Origin of the sequence: Pseudoflavonifractor phocaeensis (assembly GCF_038439875.1) — a bacterium.
In the GTDB taxonomy this organism is placed as follows: Bacteria; Bacillota; Clostridia; order Oscillospirales; family Oscillospiraceae; genus Vermiculatibacterium.
Genome location: NZ_JBCDMT010000006.1, coordinates 69,579 through 85,918 on the forward strand (window position 1 = coordinate 69,579; position 16,340 = coordinate 85,918).

15 protein-coding genes are annotated in these 16,340 nt (G+C 65.8%); 3 read left to right on the forward strand and 12 right to left on the reverse strand.

Annotated features, from left to right (window positions below; translation table 11 throughout):
* Positions 1–173: 173 nt before the first annotated feature.
* Entirely contained in the window at positions 174–1,028 is an 855-nt protein-coding gene (locus AAEU42_RS12215) for a TIM barrel protein (protein WP_342233844.1), read from the reverse strand.
* Positions 1,025–1,531 (reverse strand): YqeG family HAD IIIA-type phosphatase, encoded by a 507-nt coding sequence (locus tag AAEU42_RS12220; RefSeq protein WP_342233845.1) that lies wholly within the window; start codon positions 1,529–1,531, stop codon positions 1,025–1,027. The genes AAEU42_RS12215 and AAEU42_RS12220 overlap by 4 nt, the downstream gene beginning before the upstream one ends.
* A 115-nt stretch (positions 1,532–1,646) precedes the next feature.
* Here AAEU42_RS12220 and AAEU42_RS12225 point away from each other — a divergent pair, with 115 nt between their 5' ends.
* Positions 1,647–2,435, forward strand: coding sequence for a glycoside hydrolase family 18 protein (locus tag AAEU42_RS12225; protein WP_342233846.1), 789 nt, complete (start codon positions 1,647–1,649; stop codon positions 2,433–2,435).
* Positions 2,436–2,485: 50 nt separating this feature from the next.
* On the opposite strand, the gene rpsU is transcribed toward AAEU42_RS12225, so the two are convergent.
* The 10 genes from rpsU to AAEU42_RS12275 all read right to left on the reverse strand — a co-directional run bounded on the left by rpsU (position 2,486) and on the right by AAEU42_RS12275 (position 13,669).
* Positions 2,486–2,668: a 30S ribosomal protein S21 gene (rpsU, locus tag AAEU42_RS12230; protein WP_342233847.1), complete on the reverse strand. Its 183-nt coding sequence runs from the start codon at positions 2,666–2,668 to the stop codon at positions 2,486–2,488.
* Positions 2,669–2,792: 124 nt separating this feature from the next.
* Positions 2,793–3,176: a VOC family protein gene (locus tag AAEU42_RS12235; RefSeq protein ID WP_342233848.1), complete on the reverse strand. Its 384-nt coding sequence runs from the start codon at positions 3,174–3,176 to the stop codon at positions 2,793–2,795.
* Between the two features lie 11 nt (positions 3,177–3,187).
* Entirely contained in the window at positions 3,188–5,626 is a 2,439-nt protein-coding gene (gene leuS, locus AAEU42_RS12240; RefSeq protein ID WP_342233849.1) for a leucine--tRNA ligase, read from the reverse strand.
* Between the two features lie 199 nt (positions 5,627–5,825).
* Positions 5,826–7,232, reverse strand: a complete 1,407-nt coding sequence (locus AAEU42_RS12245) for a hypothetical protein (RefSeq protein WP_342233850.1) — start codon at positions 7,230–7,232, stop codon at positions 5,826–5,828.
* Positions 7,229–7,735, reverse strand: a complete 507-nt coding sequence (locus AAEU42_RS12250) for an RNA polymerase sigma factor (RefSeq protein ID WP_342233851.1) — start codon at positions 7,733–7,735, stop codon at positions 7,229–7,231. Before AAEU42_RS12250 ends, AAEU42_RS12245 begins: the two co-directional genes overlap by 4 nt.
* A gap of 314 nt (positions 7,736–8,049) precedes the next feature.
* The gene (gene ptsP, locus AAEU42_RS12255; protein WP_342233852.1) at positions 8,050–9,762 is read right to left on the reverse strand and encodes a phosphoenolpyruvate--protein phosphotransferase; all 1,713 of its coding nucleotides are present in this window, start codon (positions 9,760–9,762) and stop codon (positions 8,050–8,052) included.
* Positions 9,759–10,025 carry an HPr family phosphocarrier protein gene (locus AAEU42_RS12260; protein WP_342233853.1) on the reverse strand — a complete coding sequence of 89 codons (267 nt, stop codon included), beginning with the start codon at positions 10,023–10,025 and terminating at the stop codon, positions 9,759–9,761. Before AAEU42_RS12260 ends, ptsP begins: the two co-directional genes overlap by 4 nt.
* 27 nt (positions 10,026–10,052) lie before the next feature.
* Positions 10,053–11,987 (reverse strand): PTS fructose transporter subunit IIABC, encoded by a 1,935-nt coding sequence (locus AAEU42_RS12265; RefSeq protein WP_342233854.1) that lies wholly within the window; start codon positions 11,985–11,987, stop codon positions 10,053–10,055.
* Positions 11,988–11,993: 6 nt separating this feature from the next.
* On the reverse strand, positions 11,994–12,914 hold the full coding sequence (pfkB, locus tag AAEU42_RS12270; protein WP_342233855.1) for a 1-phosphofructokinase: 921 nt from the start codon (positions 12,912–12,914) through the stop codon (positions 11,994–11,996).
* The gene (locus tag AAEU42_RS12275; protein WP_342233856.1) at positions 12,911–13,669 is read right to left on the reverse strand and encodes a DeoR/GlpR family DNA-binding transcription regulator; all 759 of its coding nucleotides are present in this window, start codon (positions 13,667–13,669) and stop codon (positions 12,911–12,913) included. The genes pfkB and AAEU42_RS12275 overlap by 4 nt, the downstream gene beginning before the upstream one ends.
* A 269-nt stretch (positions 13,670–13,938) precedes the next feature.
* Here AAEU42_RS12275 and AAEU42_RS12280 point away from each other — a divergent pair, with 269 nt between their 5' ends.
* The gene (locus AAEU42_RS12280; RefSeq protein ID WP_342234027.1) at positions 13,939–14,340 is read left to right on the forward strand and encodes an RrF2 family transcriptional regulator; all 402 of its coding nucleotides are present in this window, start codon (positions 13,939–13,941) and stop codon (positions 14,338–14,340) included.
* Positions 14,341–14,416: 76 nt separating this feature from the next.
* Positions 14,417–16,327 carry an acyl-CoA dehydrogenase family protein gene (locus AAEU42_RS12285; RefSeq protein ID WP_342233857.1) on the forward strand — a complete coding sequence of 637 codons (1,911 nt, stop codon included), beginning with the start codon at positions 14,417–14,419 and terminating at the stop codon, positions 16,325–16,327.
* The last annotated feature ends 13 nt before the right edge of the window (positions 16,328–16,340 follow it).

A 16,340-nucleotide genomic window follows, 5' to 3' on the forward strand; every position in this document is an offset into this window, starting at 1 on the left:
TGAGAGAGGGGGCCCAGAGGGAGAGATTTGTTGGCCCTTAGCGAGGTACGAGCTTAGGGCCAGCTAATGCAGCGTAGCTGTTGAGTCGGAACTCTCTCCCCCTGGTGCTTTCTTGGGGGGTGTGGGGGGCTATTCTTTCCAGAAAGAATAGCCCCCTACGTTCCCCCGTGCGTTCACGCACGGCACTCCAGGGAAGAAAGGTACATTCCCTTCATTGCCAAAGCGTCCTCCGTCTGCGTCCCCGCGCTCTCACAGATAAAGGTGGGCGCCCACCCCCGCCGGGCCACCTCGGCCATCAGCGGTGCCGGGTCGGGCCCGAAGCCGCCGTTGTCGGCGAAGGTCCGGTGGCACTTCTCGCCCCCGTTGGGGGTGAACTCGATTTGGGAAAAGTGGCTGTGGAACCCCCCGGCCCGCTCCCGGCCCAGGGCCCGCTCCATCTTGTCCAGCATGACGCCGTAGGGCTCCGGGTCCCCCAGGGCCCGGGCGTAGAGGTGCCCAAAGTCCACGGTGGGGATGAGCCGTCCGTCCAGCTGGCACAGCTCCAGCACCTCGTCCAGGTCCCCCAGCTGGTTGATCTTCCCCATGGTCTCGGGGCACAGGGCAATGTGCGCATACCCCTCGCCCTCCCAGGCCTTGAGGACCTCCGTCATGGAGGCCTTGGCGATGTCCAGCGCCTCCCGCCGGGTGCGCTTCATCAGCGCTCCGGTGTGGACCACCACCCGGCCGGCCCCCATCCAGTCGGCGGCCTGACAGGCGGCCAGGATATAGCCGGTGGTCTTTTTCAGGCTCTCCGGGTCGGGGTTGGCCAGGTTGATGAAATAGGGGGCGTGGAGGGAGAGGGAAATGCCCGCCTCCCGGGCGGCGGCGCCCAGCTTCCGGGCGGTCTCCTCGCCCACGTTGACCCCCTTGCCGCACTGGTACTCGTAGCAGTCCAGGCCGAGCCCGGCCAGCCAGCGGGGGGCGTCCACGGAGGATTTATAGGGAAAGGCGTCGGCGTTACCCGCCGGGCCGAATTTCGCTCGCGTCATAGTGTGTCCTTTCTTTTCCCCGCCAGACGGAAGGGGGTCTCGGCGGCGTAGCGGGCCGCCCGCAGGGGATTTTTCCCGATGGCGATGGGTTTTACCAAAATGGAGGCGACCCCCGCCCGGTTGGCCCCCAGCACGTCGGTGAAGATCTGGTCCCCCACCATGACGGCCTCCTGGGGCTTGACCCCCGCCTCCCGGAGGGCCCGGCGGAACCCCGCCCGCCCCGGCTTGCCCGCGTGGCGGACGCAGGGGACGCCCAGGGCGGCGCAGAAATCGGGGCACCGGCGGCTCTTGCGGCTGTTGGACACCACGTAGAGGGCAATGCCCGCCCCCTCCAAAGCCTCCTTCCACAGCCGGACGGCGGGGGAGGGGAGGGCGTCCTCATAGGACACCAGGGTGTTGTCCAGGTCGGCCAGCACCAGCCGGATGCCTTTGGCCCGGAGGGTGCCGGGGGTCAGGTCGAAAATGCTGTCCGCCACGTAGGACGGCACCAGGGGAAAAGCCAAGGGATCACCTCTTTTTGCCGGGGGCTTCTGTTTTCCCCCTGTCCTGCATACTTTAAATCAGATTATAACACTTTCCAGGTCGCCAGGACAAGGGGGAAATGGAACGATGGAATGGATGGAACGATTGATTATTGCGGCCCAGCCGGGGCAGCTCACCGCCGCCGGAGGCTGGGGGCTGCCCCTGGCCCATCTGGCCTACCGGGTGGGGGGAGGCCCCCACCTCTTCCGGGCCAACGCCCCGGTGGCGCCCCGGGGCGGGCTGATGGTGATGGACGCCGCCCGCTTCGACGGGGCGGGGGAGAGCCTGCCCTTCTGCAACGAGGTGCTGCGGGAGTGCGCCGCCCGGCGGTTCACGGGGGTGGTGTGCCGCTTTGAGGGGCGGCCCCTGCCGCTGCTGGGGGAGATCGCCGGGAAGCTGGGGGAGCTGTGCGGGGAGCGGGGCATGGAGTGCTTCGTCTCCGAGCCCTACGGGGCCGCCGCCCCCGCCGCCAAGGTGCTCATCCCGACGGCCCTCTCCGGCGGCTCCTTGCAAAGCAGGCTGGAGGAGGCCCAGGGCCGGTTCGGCCCCGGCCGGGTGGCCCTCTGGGTGGACCGGTCGGCGGAGGATTTCCTCCTGCCCTCCCCCGGCGGGGCCGGCGCGCCGCTGACGGTGGAGGAATTGGCCCGCCGCCGGGAGGAACAGGCGGCCACCATTTTCTTTTCCGATGAGCTGTGCGCCCACTATTTCACCTATATGGCAGGGGAGAAGGCCCACTTCGTCCTCTTCGACGACGCGGGCAGCGTGGGCAAGAAACTCCACGTCGCCCACCGCCTGGGCATTACCACCGCCTTCCTGCCCCACGAGACCATGTCCGACCTTCTGCCGGAACTGCTGGGGGAGAAGAAGTCGCAGAGGATGGGCTGACGGCCTGCAAAAAACCCCGTGTCCAACCGGACACGGGGTTTTTGACGCTTTTAATAGAACTTTTTCTTGTTCTTGCGGGCGGCCTCAGACTTCTTACGGCGCTTGACGCTCGGGCTCTCATAGCACTCACGCTTACGCACTTCGGCCAGGACTCCGGACTTGGCGCAGCTGCGCTTAAAGCGCTTCAGCGCGTTGTCCAGGGACTCGCCCTCTTTCACATGGATCTCCGACATTGACTTCCCCTCCCTCCGAAGCGACGGAAATTCTCCCGCCGCGAAAGGGCCACATAGCTATGGCTTTAACAGTAATATTATATGAAAAATATGTGCTTGTGTCAAGTGAGAATTTCAGAATGGCCTACCGTTCCTGGAAAAACTCGATATCCTCTCCGGCGGGGCCGGTACAGAAGGCGATGCGGATGGGGTAGTCCCCGCCCAGGTTCTTGTCGGAGGGGAGGAGAAAGACGGGGCACCCGGCCTCCTCAACGGCCCGGACGGCGGCGTCCACGTCGTCGGTACGGAAGGCGATGTGGGCGAAGGGGCCTTTGGAGTCCCCGGCGCTCCCGTTGGCCATGACCTCCAGCAGGGTATTGCCCAGCTCCAGCATGGCGCCCCGGTCGTCCCCCCGGCCCCACTGGCGGACCAGCCCGGCCCCCAGGACGCCGGTGTAGAAGTCCAGCACCCGCTGGAACTGCTCTTCTCCGGCGGCTTTGAGGGAGATGTGGTGGATCCCTTGCAGCATGATTTGCCTCCTTACGCCTGGGGCTTGACGATCAGGTTCACCAGCTTGCCGGGGACGTGGATGACCTTGACGATCTCCATGCCGTCGAGGAACTTGGCTACCTTGGCGTCCGCCTTGGCGGCGGCCACCGCCGTGTCCTGGTCACAGCCGGCGGGGACGGTGACGGTGCCCCGGAGCTTGCCGCCCACCTGGACGGCCATGGTGACGGTGCTGGCCACGGTCTTGCTCTCGTCGTAGGCGGGCCAGCTCTGCTGGCAGGCCATCCTGCCGCCGTGGGCCTGGGCGAAGCCCATGCTCTCCCACAGCTCCTCGGTCATGTGGGGGGCGAAGGGGTTCAAAAGCAGGAGGAGCACGCCGTAGTCGGCCTTGGAGCAGCCGTTGGCGTAGAAGTCGTTCACCAGGGCCATGAGGGTGGCGATGGCGGTGTTGAACTTCATGGCGTCGATATCGCCGGCCACCTTCTTGATGGCCTTGTGGAGGGCGGACTCGTTGGCGGCGGTATGCTCCAGACTGTCGGTGACCTGCTCGGAGAGGTTCCACACCCGGTCCAGGAACCGCTTGCAGCCCTTGACGGCGTTGTCGCTCCAGGCGGCGGCCTTCTCAAAGTCGCCGATGAACATGATATACATGCGCATGGTGTCTGCCCCGTACTGGGCCACCACGTCGTTGGGGTTCACCACGTTGCCCCGGGACTTGGACATCTTTTCCCCGCCCTCGCCCAGGATCATGCCGTGGCTGGTCCGCTTGGCGTAGGGCTCTTTAGTGGGCACCACGCCGATGTCGTAGAGGAACTTATGCCAGAACCGGGAGTAGAGCAGATGCAGGGTGGTATGCTCCATGCCGCCGTTGTACCAGTCCACGGGGGACCAGTAATTCATGGCCTCCTTGGAGGCGAGGGCGTCGGGGTTGTGGGGGTCCATATACCGCAGGAAGTACCAGGAGGAGCCCGCCCACTGGGGCATGGTGTCGGTCTCCCGCTTGGCGGGACCGTGGCAGTGGGGGCAGGTGGTGTTCACCCAGTCGGTCATCTTGGACAAGGGGCTCTCGCCGTCGTCGGTGGGCTCATAGCTCTCCACGTCGGGCAGCAGCAGGGGGAGCTGGTCCTCGGGGAGGGGCTGCCAGCCGCACTTGTCGCACCACACCATGGGGATGGGCTCCCCCCAGTAGCGCTGGCGGGAGAACACCCAGTCCCGGAGCTTATAGTTGACCTTCTCGTGGCCGATGCCCTGCTCGGTGAGCCACTTGGTGACGGCGGGAATGGCCTCTTTCACGGTGAGGCCGTCCAGGAAGCCGGAGTTGACCATGATGCCGGTGTCGTCCTTGGCGGTGAAGGCCTCCTTCTGCACGTCCTCGCCGCCGGAGACCACCTCGATGATCTCACAGCCGAACTTCTTGGCGAAGGCCCAGTCACGGGTGTCGTGGGCAGGGACGGCCATGATGGCGCCGGTGCCGTAGCTGGCCAGCACGTAGTCGGAGATGAAGATGGGGATCTCCTTGCCGTTGACGGGGTTCACGGCCCGGACGCCCTGGAGCATCACGCCGGTCTTTTCCTTGTCGGCGGCCAGCTCGGTGCGTTCGAAGTCGGACTTGCGGGCGGCCTCCTGGACGTAGGCGTCCACCTCGTCCCAGTTGGAGAGCTTGTCCTTCCAGGCCTGGACGTACTTATGCTCGGGGGAGATGACCATATAGGTGGCGCCGAACAGGGTGTCGGGCCGGGTGGTGAAAACCACGATGTCCTCCCCGGTGGTGGCCTTGAAGGTGACCTCGGCGCCGGTGGAGCGGCCGATCCAGTTCTTCTGCTGGGTCTTGACCCGCTCGATGAAGTCCAGGCCGTCCAGATCGTCGATGAGCCGCTGGGCGTACTCGGTGATCTTCAGCATCCACTGGCTCTTCTCCTTGCGGATGACGGGGGAGCCGCAGCGCTCGCAGACCCCCTCCACTACCTCCTCGTTGGCCAGCACGCACTTGCAGGAGGTGCACCAGTTCACGGGCATGGTGGTCTTGTAGGCCAGGCCCTTCTTGAACAGCTGGAGGAAGATCCACTGGGTCCATTTGTAGTAGGCGGGATCGGTGGTGTTGATGACCCGGTCCCAGTCGAAGGAATAGCCCAACATCTGAAGCTGCCTGGTAAAATTGGCGATGTTGTCGTGGGTCACCTTGGCGGGGTGGATGTGGTTTTTGATGGCGTAGTTTTCCGTGGGCAGGCCGAAGGCGTCGTAACCCATGGGAAACAGGACGTTATAGCCGTCCATGCGCTTCTTCCGGGCCACCACGTCCATGGCGGTGTAGGGCCGGGCGTGACCCACGTGGAGCCCCTGCCCCGAGGGGTAGGGGAACTCGACAAGGCCGTAGAACTTGGGCTTGTCCGAGCCGTTTTCCGCGGCAAAGACCTTCCCGTCCTGCCACTTTTTCTGCCATTTCGGTTCAATACCGGCAAAATCGTATTTCAAATCCAATCACGCTTTCCTGTATTTCTGCCTGTACGGGACAAGGGCCCGCCGGCTTGGTGCAGATTCCAAAATATTATACAGGAAAAGACTAATGATTGCAAGGCCCGCGGCCCTGTTTTTCCCACAGGACCAGGCTGGAGAGGGAGGAGAGGCTCTCGCGTTTTTCTGGATTCCCGCCTCCTGCCGTCTTTTTGCGTTTCTACTCTGGGAGTTCGGAGAGCCAGGAGCCTGGGCTGCCATCCAGGGGAAGGTACCGCAGGCCGATGGCAACGCCCGCCACCTGGTCCGGGTCGATGGACTGGGGGCAGTCCCAGCCAGTGGTGAAGTGGCCGGAATCGCCGCCGGTGTGTTCCCACATGCTTCCGCCCAGACTCTCCCCCAGTGGGACGGCGGCGCCGTCGGCCAAGAAAAGGGTCATCCGCTGTCCGCTCAGCGTGGCGCGGCCCTCGTAGGTGGTGTCCCCCTCCACCCATACGCTGATGGCGGAGAGGGTGACGCTTTTCAGCTTCATCCCCGGCCGGTCCAGGGTGTCGGAGAGCGCTACGGCACGGGAGGGAACCTTTTCCACCGCGAAGGAAATCTCCCAGCTCCCCTGGATCCTGTCGGCCAGGACCAGGATACCGCCCACCGGGTCCAGGGACAGGTCGGACAGATCGGCGGGGGTGGCACCCTGGATACCGAAGTCGTAATAGGGTACGCCGTCCGCCAAAAAGCCGATACCGCCGGTGAAGGCGGTATTATAGACCGTGTCGCCGTTGATCTCCCCGGCGGCGTGGGCCGCCTTGGAGCGAACGGTGGTCAGCAGATGGGTCTCCTCCGGCTGGGCTCCCTCGGGAAGCCGGAAGAGGAAGTGGAGATACCCGTCGGAGGCGAAGCCCATAGAGGAGAGGGATATGCCCATGGCTCCCGGCAGCTCGGCCACGGTCTGCCCCGGTTCCAGCACCAGAGTACCGTCGTCCAGGGACCTGCTCTTCAGCGTCTCGCCGGTGACCCGCTCCGCAGGAAGAGGCGTGCCGCCGTCACCCGCGTTGGGGAGCCGGTAGAGCTCCGGCCGCAGGCCGCGGGCCAGGAAGACCATCTCCTCTTCCGCGGGCACCGTGCTCTCGTATGTGACCTCAAAGAGCGCTGTATCGGCGGCGTCGTCATAGCTGACAAGCCGGCACCCGCCGGAGGCGACGCTGCTCTCGCCCAGGGCCTTGCGGCAGATGCTGGCCTCCAGCTCCACATTGCCGCTGGTAAGGCGTCCGTCTGTCAGGTCCCGAACCTCCACATAGACCTTGGCCTGGTAGTCGTCCACCAAGGCCCGGACCACCTTCATTTCAATGCCCTGGTCCCGGGTGGCGCTCTCGATCTCCTGGGCGTAGGGGAGGGAGCTCCCCAAGAACTGGTCCAGCGCCTCCCGCAAACCGGGAGAGGCGGCAAAGACGGTCACGGCCAGGGCGGCGCATAGGGCCGCCGCGATCAAAAAGCTGCGGCCCAGGGGCCGCCGGCCCTTCCTCTGCTCCGGCAAATTCTCCAGCAGGGTCTCCAGCCGGGCGTCGAACCCCTCCGGCACCGGACAGCCCTGGCGCTTCGCCCGCAGGCGGAGCCGTTCATCAAAAGTCATATTTCTTCCTCCTCACCCAACAGGACCCGAAGCCGGGCCCTAGCCCGGCTCAGCCGGGATTTCACCGTCCCCTGGGCCACCCCCAGGATGGGGGCGATCTGGGCCAGGGTCAGGTCTTCATAATAAAAGAGCACTACCGCCGCCCGCTGATCCCTGGGCAGTCGGTTCACCGCCTGCCAGAGGTCTTGGACGGCGTCGGCGTCCCGCTCAGGAGCGGCGGTCTCCAAGGTGTCGACGGGGATGAGCCGGCCGGTTTTCCGATATTGCTCCCTGGCGCAGTTGGCCGTAATCTTTAAAAGCCAGGCCCGCACGGACAGAGGATCCCGTAGGGCGCCGTAGCTCTGCCAGGCCCGCAACACAGCCTCGCCCACAGCGTCCTCGGCGTCAGCGTCGGAGCCGGTAAGGGCCCGAGCTGTACGGAACATGGCGCCGCTGTGGAGCCGCACCACCTCGCAAAACCGTTCTTTGGTCTCTTCCCGTGGGACGGTCAAGTCCAAATCCATGGTCGTCACCTCTTTTTTGTCTAGACACCCCTTAGATGCGGGGGAGAGGAAAAAGGTTCCCATCAGTTTGTGAAAAAAGGCCCCCTAGGGTCCTTTTTTCACAAACTGCCCAATGCCGGCATATTTATGCCGCTACACGTTGTCAAAATCTTCACTTCGTTCGACGAACGCCTGCCGTGGGGGCTTTTCGAGGCTTTTGATTTCTCGCAAGGTGGACCGCTACTCTTTCACGCTCTCCCGCAATTCCAGCGGCTGTTTTTTTTTGAGGAACCGAAATAAAAGGGAACGGCTATTCAGCCGTTCCCTTTTCAATCTTATGGCCGGATCGATTCCTCCAGCGCGGCGCGGACCTCTTCCTCGGTCTCCAGCTCCATGGCCCCGGCGGCCACCCAGTCGGCGTCCACTTTGCCCCAGCGGGCGATCTCCCGCCGGGCGGCCAAGATGGAGGAGCCACCCACGGAGAACTCGTCCAGTCCGAAGGAGAGGAGGACGGGGATGAGCCGGGGGTCGGCCGCGGCCTCGCCGCACATGCCCACGGGGATGCCCCCGGCGTGGCCGGCGGCGATGACCTGCCGCACCGCCCGGAGCACCGCCGGGTCGAAGGGGGAGCCGATGGCGGCCACCTGGGGGTTGCCCCGGTCGGCCACCATGGTGTACTGGGTCAGGTCGTTGGTGCCGATGGAGAAGAAGCCGGCCTCCCGGGCCAGCGCGTCCGCCATCAGCACGGCGGCGGGAGTCTCCACCATAATGCCAAGCGGGATGTCCTTGTTGTACGCGATGCCCTCCCGGTCCAGATCGCCCTTGGCCACCTCCAGAAGGGCCCGGGCCTGCCGCAGCTCGGTGAGCCGGGTCACCAGGGGCAGCATGATCTTGACGGGGCCGAAGGCGGAGGCCCGCAGCAGGGCCCGCAGCTGGGTGAGGAAGAGCTCCCGCCGGTCCAGGCAGTACCGGACGGCCCGGAAGCCCAGGAAGGGGTTTTCCTCTTTCGTGAGGCCCAGGTAGGGGATGTCCTTGTCGCCCCCCACGTCCAGGGTGCGGATGATGACCTCCCCGGCCGGGAAGAGCTGGGCGGCGGCCTTGTAAGCCTCGAACTGCTCGGCCTCCGTGGGGAGGGCGGAGCGGTCCATGAAGAGGAACTCCGTGCGGAAGAGCCCCACCCCCTCGCCGGTGGCCTCGGCCACCGCCTGGGCGTCGGCCACGGAGCCGATGTTGCCGTAGAGCTGGACGGCCTTCCCGTCGGCGGTGCGGGTAGGCCTGCCCCGGAACTGGCCCAGAGCGGCCCTGTCCGCCAGCTGCCGCGCCCGCTTGGCCTCGTATTCCTTTAAAAGCCCCGCCTCGGGCTTGACCAGGACCAGGCCCTTGTCCCCATCCACCACCAGGGCGTCCCCGTCGGCGATGGCGTCCAGCGCGCCGGGGACGCTGAGGACGGCGGGCAGCTCCATGGCCCGGGCCAGGATGGCGGAGTGGGAGGTGACGCCCCCGGTCTCGGCCACGATGCCCGCCGCGTGGGCGGCGTCCAGGGCGGTGGCCATGGAGGGGGTCAGGTCCCGGACCACCAGCACCGTGCCCGCCGGGAGGTGGGCCAGGTCGGCCTCTTCCCGGCCCAGCAGGAGGGCGAGGAGCCGGGCGCGCAGGTCCCCCACGTCGGTGGCCCGCTGGGCCATCAGCTCGTCGCCGGTGGCGGTGAACATGTCGATGAAGGACTGGCACACCTCATCCACGGCCCGCTCGGCGCAGGCGCCCCCGGAGAGCTTTTCCGCCAGCTGGCCCTGGAGGAAGGGGTCGGAGAGCATGATGAGCTGGCCCTCCAAAATCTCCGCCTGGTGCTCCCCGGCCTTTTCCCGGGCGGCGTCCGCCAGGTCCCGGGTCTTTTCGGTGAAGGCGGCCACGGCGGCGGTCAGCCGGGCCTGCTCGGCCTCCGCCCCGGCGGAGGAGACGTGGGAGTAGTCCAGATCGGCGGGGACCACCCGCAGGGCGGTCCCGACGCCCACGCCGGCCGAGGCGGCGATGCCCCGCAGCTCCATCATTCCTCTCCCAGCCCGGAGTTGATGAGCCCCGCGGCGGCCTGGAGCATCTCGGCCTCGTCGGGGCCGGAGCACTGCAGCTCCAGCTCGGAGCCCTGCTTCATGCAGGCGGCCATCACGTTCATGATGCTCTTGCCGTCGATGTTTTTGCCGTTGAAGACGATGTTGATGTCGCTTTTAAATTGGGCCATGGCCTGGACGAAGGCGCTGGCCGGGCGCATGTGGAAGCCCATTTTGTTGATGACGGTGACTTTCTTGGATACCATAAAAGACCCTTCTTTCTATGTGATGGTTCAGACCTTTTTCTTCTTCAGCAGGGCCAGCATGGCCATGCCCACCACCGACCCGGCGGCCAGGGCCACCACGTACATGAGCACGTTACCCATCACGGGGAAGACGAACAGGCCGCCGTGGGGGGCGGGGAGGGTGCAGCCGAAGGCCATGGACAGCGCCCCGGCCACGGCGGAGCCCACCACGCAGGAGGGGATGACCCGGATGGGGTCGGCGGCGGCGAAGGGGATGGCGCCCTCGGTGATGAAGCAAAGGCCCATGATATAGTTGACGTAGCCGTTCTTGCGCTCGTCGGCGGTGAAGCGGTTTTTGAAGAAGGTGCAGGCCAGGGCGATGGCGATGGGGGGCACCATGCCGCCCACCATGACGGCAGCCATGGTGGGGGAGTTGACGGCCTGCCCGGCGGCGTTCACCAGGGAGGCGGTGCCGAAGAGGTAGGCGGCCTTGTTGAAGGGCCCGCCCATGTCGATGGCCATCATCCCGGCCACCACGGCCCCCAGCAGGATGGCGGAGGCGCCGTTCAGAGACTCCAGGCCGCCGTAGACGGCGGTGTTGATCATGCCCACGAAGGGGTTGATGGCGCACATCACGACGCCGATGGCGAACACGCCCACCAGGGGGTAAATGAGGATGGGCTTGATGCCCTCCAGGGCCCGGGGGAGCTTATCGCAGAGCTTTTCCAGCCCCAGGGTCAGGTAGCCGCCGGCGAAGCCGGCGATGAGGGCGCCCAGGAACCCGGCGGACACGTCGGTGCCGGTGGGGGAGGCGAAGGTGGCGCCCGAGACGGCCAGCGCCCCGCCCACGAAGCCCACGGCCAGCCCCGGCCGGTCTGCGATGGACTCGGCGATGAAGCCCGCCAGGATGGGGAGCATGAAGCCGAAGGCCGCGCCGCCCACGCTCTTCAAAAACGCGGCGATGGGGGTGATGGTGCCGAACTGGCTGAAGTTGGTGTCGTTGACGGCCCCGGCGTCGAAGAGGAAGGCCAGGGCGATGAGGATGCCGCCGCCGATGACGAAGGGCAGCATGTGGGAGACGCCGTTCATCAGGTGCTTGTAGATCTTGTGGCCCACGCTCTCGTCGCCGTCCACGGCGTTGGCCGGGGCGGAGCCCTGGGCGGCGCGGTAGACGGGGGCCTCCTGGACCCGGCGGATGAGCTCCTCGGGTTTGTTGATGCCGTCGGACACGGGCACCTGCACCAGCCGCTTGCCGTGGAAGCGGGAGAGGTCCACGTTCTTGTCAGCGGCGATGATGATGCCGTCGGCGGCGGCGATCTCGGCGGCGGTGAGGATGTTCTTGGCCCCGCCGGAGCCCTGGGTCTCGGCCTTCAGGGGCAGGCCCAGCTCGGCGCCCTTTTTCTCCAGGGCCTCGGCGGCCATATAGGTGTGGGCGATGCCGGTGGGGCAGGCGGTGACGGCCAGGAGGCGGTAGCCCTCCCGCTTGGGGGCGGGGGCGGCTTCCTCCGTTACCTCGTCGGGGTACTTCTCCCGCTCCGCGGCGTCGATGGCGGCCAGGAAGGCGGCGGGGTCCTTGGCGGAGAGGAGCTTTGAGCGGAAATCGGCGTCCATGAGAAGGACCATCAGACGGGACAAAATCTCCAGGTGGGTGTCTCCCCCCTGGGCGGGGGCGGCGATGGCGAAAAAGAGGTTGGAGGGCTTGCCGTCGGGTGCGCCGTAGTCCACGCCCCCGGGGACGGTGATGGCGGCCAGCCCGGGCCGCTTGACGGCGGCGGACTTGGCGTGGGGCACGGCGATGCCGTCCCCGATGGCAGTGGAGCCCTGGGCCTCCCGGGCCAGCAGGTCGGCCTTATAGGCCGCGGGGTCGCTCAGGTTGCCGCAGGTGTGCTGGAGCTTAACGAGGGCGTCCAGCGCCCCGTCCTTGTCCTTGGGGGCGGCCCCCAGGGAGATGCCCTCGGGGCGGAGCAGGTCGGTGATCCTCATGTCATATCATCCTTTCGTCTCGGTGATCTGTCGATAGACGGTTTCAATTTCCTCTTTGGTGGCCAGACGGGGGGAGAAGGCGGTGGCCCCTCCGGCGGCGGTGCCCAGCCGCAGGGCCTCGGCGCAGCCGCCCCGGGCGTAGCCAGCCAGGAAGCCGGCCACCATGGAGTCCCCGGCCCCCACGGAGTTGCGCAGGGTGCCGTGGGCGGCGGCCTGGGCGAGCACCTGCCCGTCCTCGGCCACCAGCAGGGCCCCGTCCCCGGCCAGGGAGACCAGCACGTTCCGGGCCCCCTTTTTCTGAAGGGCCTGGGCGGCGGAGACCAGGGCGGCGGTGTCGCCGGGGTCCAGCTCCTTCCCCGCCAGCTCCCCCAGCTCGTGGTGGTTGGGCTTGATGAGGAAGGGGCGGAAGGGCAGGACGTTTTCCAACAGCGGCCCCGTGGCGTCCACCACGTACCGCACCCCTTTGCCCTCCAGCCGGGCCAGGGCCCGCTCATAGACGTCGGGGGGGAGGGTGGCGGGGATGGACCCGGCCAGCACCAGGGTGTCCCCCTCCGTGAGGCCGTCCAGCTTGGCGAAGAGGGCCTCCAGGGCGGCGGGGGGGATGTCCGGGCCACGGCCGTTGATCTCGGTCTCCACCCCATTTTTCAGCTTGACGTTGACGCGGGTCATCCCGGCGGGGAGGGTGACGAAGCCGGTTTGGACCCCCAGCGACTCCACCCACTGCCGCAGCAGCTCGCCGGTGTACCCGGCCAGGAAGCCCAGGGCCACGCTCTCCACCCCCAGCTGCCGCAGGACCAGGGAGACGTTGATGCCCTTGCCCCCCACCTGGAGCTCCTCGGCGTCGGCCCGGTTGGTTTTGCCGGGGACGAAGGACTGGATGCGCATGAGGTAGTCCAGGGCGGGGTTAAAGGTGACGGTATAGATCACGGTGCCATGACCTCCTTGACGACGGTGAGTTCCCGGTACTGGGGATCGGGGAGGGTGTCGGTGACGACGCAGGCTTTCCCCAGCGCGCCGAAGGTGAGGGAGGAGACCCGGCCGAACTTGCTGGCGTCGGCCAGCACGTAGGTGAGGTAGGAGCGGGCCATCACCTCGCCCTTGAGCATGGCCTCCTCCGGGTCGGGGGTGGTGAGCCCCGCGGCGGGGTGAATGCCGTTGGTGCCCAGAAAGGCCTTGGTGAAGTTGTACTGCCGCAGGCTTTGCAGGGCGGTGGCCCCCACGATGGCCTCGGTGGTGGACTTGAACTGCCCCCCCAGGATGAAGGTCTTCAGCCCCCGCCGGGTGAGGCGGATGGCGTGGTCCACGCCGTTGGTGACAAAGGTGGCTTTGCACCCGGGGGCGACGTGGTCGATGACCTTCCCCGTGGTGGTGCCCGCGTCCAGGTAGACGAAGTCGTCGTCGGCGATGAGCCCCGCGGCGTACCGGCCCACCGCCTCCTTCTCCGCCACGTGGAGGGCGGCCTTGGTGGCCACGTCCTCCTCGGCGGAGGAAAAGGCCGTCCCGGTCCGGGCGGTGGCCCCGCCGTGGACCTTCTGGAGCCTGCCCAGCTCGTCCAGGGCGTTCAGGTCCCGGCGGACGGTGGACTCGGAGATGTTCAGCGTTTGGGCCAGCTCGGTCACGGTCACGGCGCCCTGCCGCTCCACCAGCTCGGTGATCTTCTGATAGCGTTCCTGGGTCAGCATCTGCCGTCCCCTCCCCTCGTTCTGGGGCCATCATAACACCACAAAAAATCATTGTCAAGCATAATTGATCAAAATCAATCAAAAATGAGCAAGAAAAAATCGGAGGGGGTTTGAGCCAGTATACCCAGTTTGCGTTTTTCACAAAACACCCCCTCCTTTTTTGTGGGAATGGTAAATTCGCCCAAGAAAAGCGCGGATATTCTTGACAACCATTATCCAGATTGCTATGATGGAATCACACAGAAGGAGAGGGGGGAGCGCGCCTGCTGATCACCAGAGAGACCGATTACGCCCTGCGCGTCCTGCGGGCCCTGTCCGGTGGGGAGCTGCTGCCGGTGGGGGAGATCTCCAAAGCCGAGGGCGTCCCCCAACAGTTCGCCTACAAAATCATCAAAAAGCTGGAGAAGGCGGGCCTGCTGGAAATCGTCCGGGGGGCGGGAGGCGGCTGCCGCCTCACCGCGGACCTCAAACAAGTGACCCTCTTCGACCTCATGGCGGTCATGGAGGAAGACACCCGCGTCATATCCTGTATGGAGCCGGGCTTTCTCTGCACCCGGCCCCAGGACAGCCTCCGCTGCGCCGCCCACCACCGGCTCAAGGCCATTCAGGACGTCCTGGACCGGGAGCTGAGGGGCCACACCCTGGCCCAGGTGCTGTTCGGCCCGGAATGAGGGAGTTTGTTTTTTTACCTTTAAAGTGGATAAAATTTGTCGAGTATAAAATGAAAACGTAAAAGGAGGCACCGGTATGTTGTTCCAAACCACACAGGCCCACGAGGAGCTGCGGGCCAAGGTCCGCGCGTTCGCGGAGGAGGCGGTGAAGCCCATCGCCTTCATGCTGGACCAGCAGAACGACTTCCCCGCCGAGGCGGTGAAGCAGATGGGGGAGATGGGCCTGATGGGCCTGCCCTACCCCAAGGAGTACGGCGGCGCGGGGCTGGACGTCATCAGCTACGCCATCGCCGTGGAGGAGCTGTCCCGGGTGGACGGCGGCACCGGCGTCATCCTCTCGGCCCACACGAGCCTGGGCACCTGGCCCATCTTCGCCTTCGGCAATGAGGCTCAGAAGAAAAAGTACTTAGTCCCCCTGTGCAAGGGCGAAAAGCTGGGGGCCTTCGGCCTCACCGAGCCCAACGCCGGCTCCGACGCCGGCGGCACCGAGACCACCGCCGTGCTGAAGGGCGACCACTATGTTTTGAACGGCGGGAAAATCTTCATTACCAACGCCCCAAAGGCGGACACCTACGTGGTCTTCGCCGTCACCACCCCCGACATCGGCACCCGGGGCATCTCCGCCTTCATCGTGGAGAAGGGCTGGAAGGGCTTCGAGTTCGGCGATCACTACGACAAGATGGGTATTCGTTCCTCCTCCACCGCCGAGCTGATTTTCAACGACGTCATCGTGCCCAAGGAAAACCTTTTGGGCAAGGAGGGCGAGGGCTTCAAGATCGCCATGGCCACCCTGGACGGCGGCCGCATCGGCATCGCCTCCCAGGCCCTTGGCATCGCCCAGGGGGCCTACGAGGCCGCCGTGGACTACGCCAAGGAGCGGGTCCAGTTCGGCAAGCCCATCGGCTTCCAGCAGGCCATCGGCTTCAAGCTGGCCGACATGGCCACCAAGCTGCGCTGCGCCCGGCTGCTGGTGTATTCCGCCGCCGACTTGAAGGAGGCCCACGTGCCCTACGGCATGGAGTCCGCTATGGCCAAGCAGTACGCCTCCGACATCGCCCTGGAGGTCACCAACGACGCCCTCCAGATCTTCGGCGGTACCGGCTACCTCAAGGGCATGGACGTGGAGCGGATGTACCGGGACGCCAAGATCACCACCATCTACGAGGGCACCAACGAGATCCAGCGGGTGGTCATCGCCTCCCACATCATGGGCAAGCCCCCCAAGAGCGAGGGCGGTTCCTCCAGCCGACCCAAGAAGCCCGCCCCCATCACCGGCGTGCGGAAAAAGCACATCCTCAAGGAGGGAGATGCCGCCGAGAAGGTGGCGGAGCTGGTGGCCCACCTGGAAAAGGACGGCCACGACTTCACCGTGGGCATCCCCGCCGACACGCCCATCATCCAGGCCGAGCGGGTGGTCTCCGCGGGCAAGGGTATCGGCGACAAGAAAAACATGAAGCTCATCGAGGACCTGGCCAAGGCCGCCGGCGCTGCCATCGGCTCCTCCCGCCCCGTGGCCGAGACCCTGAAATATGTGCCCCTGAACCGCTACGTGGGCATGTCCGGCCAAAAGTTCAACGGCAACCTGTACATTGCCTGCGGCATCTCCGGCGCCATCCAGCATTTGAAGGGTATCAAGGATGCCTCTACGATCGTGGCCATCAACAAGAATGCAAATGCCCCGATCTTCAAAAACTGTGACTACGGCATCGTGGGAGATGTCAACGAGATCCTGCCCCTCCTTACCAAGGCCCTGGACCGGGGGGAGAAGCAGCCCGCGCCCCCCATGGTGAAGATGAAGCGGCCCCAGCCTCCCAAGCCCGAGCCCCTGGGCAAGCGCTACGTCTGCGGCGGCTGCGGCTACGAGTACATCCCTGAGCTGGGGGATGCCGACGCCGAGATCGCGCCGGGCACCCTGTTTGAAAAGCTGCCCGAGGATTGGGTCTGCCCCGAGTGCGCCGAGGAAAAGTCCATGTTTATTGAGGCTTAAAGGAGGAAAAGAC